Source organism: Curtobacterium sp. B18 (genome assembly GCF_000333375.1).
GTDB lineage: Bacteria > Actinomycetota > Actinomycetes > Actinomycetales > Microbacteriaceae > Curtobacterium.
This window is the reverse complement of sequence record NZ_BACZ01000261.1, coordinates 1-3050: the sequence shown is the minus strand read 5'-3', so window position 1 is coordinate 3050 and position 3050 is coordinate 1. Positions and strand designations below refer to the sequence as shown.

General features: G+C 70.3%; 2 protein-coding genes and 2 pseudogenes. All 4 read right to left on the bottom strand.

The features are described 5' to 3' along the window. The coding region (locus I5E_RS21350; protein WP_305791140.1) for a CPBP family intramembrane glutamic endopeptidase at nt 1–354 on the bottom strand (354 nt) is incomplete at its 3' end. Nucleotides 355–470: 116 nt separating this feature from the next. Next, nucleotides 471–929 (bottom strand): annotated as a pseudogene (locus I5E_RS06645) (GDP-mannose 4,6-dehydratase); the annotation flags it as partial. Then, nucleotides 926–2509, bottom strand: a complete 1584-nt coding sequence (locus tag I5E_RS06640; protein WP_022906298.1) for a DUF2142 domain-containing protein — start codon at nt 2507–2509, stop codon at nt 926–928. The gene I5E_RS06640 and the pseudogene I5E_RS06645, both read right to left, overlap by 4 nt. Continuing rightward, nucleotides 2499–3050 (bottom strand): annotated as a pseudogene (locus I5E_RS06635) (glycosyltransferase family 2 protein); the annotation flags it as partial. The gene I5E_RS06640 and the pseudogene I5E_RS06635, both read right to left, overlap by 11 nt.

The window sequence follows — 3050 nt, the reverse complement described above, 5'->3', positions numbered from 1 at the left end:
GCACGTCCGTCGTCGCCGACAGGCGATCGGACCCGAAGTCCCAGAACGCGTGCAGCAGCACCGGAGGAGCAGGCTCCCGGTCACCCGACGTGCGACGTACAGCGTCGAACCGAAGGACGCCGCGAACACGACCTGCACCAGCGTTGCGCCGAGCCCGGCACCGGCGAGGGCGTTGAGCAGGTGCAGGACCCCGAAGAGCACGCACGAAGCGATCCACACGCCGAACTCAGGCAGGCGCCGCCGCAGCCCGACGAGCAGCACCCCGCGGGTCATCAGCTCCTCGAACACCCCGACGAACAGCACCCCCACGGCGAGCAGCAGGAAGTACCGGACGGGGAGCGCCGACCAGTCCACGAGGGGCAGCCGCACCACGCAGACCACGGCGACGAGGATCGGCGCGACCGCGGTCCAGCGCAGGTGCGTGCGCGTCGGGTCGACCGTCGCGATGCGCCACCAGCCGAGCCCGGTCACGACGAGGCAGAGCGCGACGGCTCGAGCGGACGCTCCTCGTCCCACGAGCCCTCACTGATGGAGCCGTAGACCTCGTCGGTGGAGACGTGCACGAAGCGCTCGGTGCCGTGCCGGAGCGCGGCGTCGAGCAGGCGCTGGGTGCCCACGACGTTGGTCTCGACGAAGATGCCGGAGTCGCGGACCGAGCGGTCGACGTGGGACTCGGCGGCGAAGTGCACGATGGCGTCGATGCCGGGGACGACCTCGTCGAGCTTCGCGGCGTCGCGGATGTCGCCCTGCACGAAGGTGTAGCGCGGCGAGTCGGCGACCGGCGCGAGGTTGTCGAGGTTGCCCGAGTAGGTCAGGGCGTCGTAGACGACGACCTCGGCGCCCTCGAGTCCGGGGTACGCGTCCTGCAGGGTGCGACGGACGAAGTTCGAGCCGATGAAGCCGGCTCCGCCGGTGACGAGGATCTTCACGAGGTCAGGTTCCTTTTCGGAGTCGGTGACGGTGGATCGATGGACGAGTGTAGCGGGGCGGACCCGGACGCCGTGGTCCGCCGGGCCTCGACGAGCGCCCAGACGCCGGCGGCCACGGCCAGCAGCAGGACCACGGCGAAGCCGGAGCGGCCGGCCGAGGTGAGGTTGACGAGTCGGCCGAGCCCGGCGACGGTGACCTGCAGGTGCGTGTTCTCGTAGAAGCCGCGGTAGGCGACCGTCAGCCCGTAGAGCCCCACGATCGGGAACGTCCAGGTCAGGATGCGAGCGAGACGGGCCCGCTCCGGAGCGCTCGTGACGAGGTTCCGCCACGCCACCGCGCTCACCACGACGAGCGGCACCAGCCCGATGAACAGGTAGCGTCCCTGCGCTCCGGCGATGAGCTGCGTGTCGTCGTACGAGGCGAAGTTGTTCTGCAGCTGGATCACCAGGGTGATCGCGGGCAGCACGAGCATCACGATCGCGGTGGTCCGGTTCGCGGTGCGTCGGAACGCCCAGCCCACGATCACGGCCAGGGCGACGACGGTGAGCGAATCGGTCAGGATCTGGCTCATCGGGTAGCGCAGCGCGCCGAACTGGCCCCAGAACGACGAGGTGAGGCGGTCCCACTCGACGTTCATGAACTCGCCGAAGTTCGCGCTCGTCTCACGACCCCACGGCTTGTCCTGCCGGACGGAGCTGACACCGTCGGGCTGCAGCGTGCCGAACAGGACGAGGTTGCGGATCCACCACCAGGACCCCAGCGCGGCGACGATCGCCCCCGCGACGGCGGTCCGGCCGATGCGTGCACCCCAGGACAGCGTGCCGTGGCCCGCGACCAGCAGGGCGACGGCGACGAACGGCACCGTCGGCAGGCCGGTGCCCTTGACCGAGCAGACCGCCGCGACGGCGACACCGAGCCAGACGGCGATCCGCCACCGGTGGTCGCCCGTGAGCGCCCGGGCGGCGAGCCACGAGATCACGGCACCGAGAAGGATGACCGGTGCGTCGTTCGTGACGGAGGACCCGATCTGCGCCAGCTGCGGGACGGCGAACAGCGCGAGGGCGCCGACGACCGCGGTCCGGGGCGAGCGGGTGACGCGCCGCACGGTGGCCCAGGTGAGGGCGGGCAGGGGGAGCAGCAGCACGACGTCCATGAGGCGCAGGGCCATCACGCCGACGTCCCACCGCAGGTGGAAGAACCCGATGCCCTTGAGCACGAGCGCGCCGACGCCGTAGTAGGTCGGCGGGTGCTGCGTCATCTGGTTGACGAAGTCGTGGTTGCCCGGGTTCTCGGCGGTGAGCTGGGCGACCGTGTCGCGGTTCGCGGCGGCGACCGTCGTCGACTGCCCCTGTTCGACGTACGTCGTCGCGAGCAGGTCCATGTCGCCGGGTGCGGGCCACCCCTTGCCCAGGGCGAGCTGTTCTGCGGCGTCGAAGTGCGCCGCCTCGTCCGGGGCCGCGAACATCGGCGTCAGGAAGGCCCAGAGCGTGAGCAGCAGCGCGAACGCCGCGGTCAGTGCGACGACGGTGCGTCGTTCCCCCCGGGACACCGGCAGTGCGGCGGTGCCCTCAGTCGCCATAGCGCTGCAGCTTCTGCAGGTCGAGCTGTTCCTCGGCCAGCGTGCGGTTGAGCCTCGTGAGGTCGGCGACGACGCCGATCACGACGCTGAGGACCGCGGTGATGAGCAGGACCACACCGAGGATGATCGACTGCAGGTGGTTGCCGCCGGTCTGCATCGCGAGGAGCACGAGGTAGCGCACGAGCGGCCAGAGGCCGAGCGCGCCGAGGATCGCCGCGACCCAGAGGAACAGTGCCATCGGGCGGTACATCAGGTACACGCGGGCGATCGCGGACCCGGACTGGAACATGTGCTGCCAGATGTTCTTGAACAGGCGGGACTCGCGGGTCTTCGGGTTCGTCGTGATCGGGATCGACGCGATCGCGAGGCGCTTGTACCCGGCCTGCACGATCGTCTCCATGCAGTAGCTGAAGCGGGTGACGATGTTGAGGCGGATGAGCGAGTACTTCGAGTACGCGCGGAACCCGCTCGCGGCGTCCGGCAGGTCGAGCCCGGCGGCGCGGGAGGCCACCCACGAACCGAAGCGCTGCATGAGCTTCTT

What these genes read in the sequence shown, in the direction of transcription:
- I5E_RS06640 (WP_022906298.1), bottom strand. Translation starts at nt 2,509, where the DNA reads ATGGCGACTGAGGGCACCGCCGCACTGCCGGTGTCCCGGGGGGAACGA.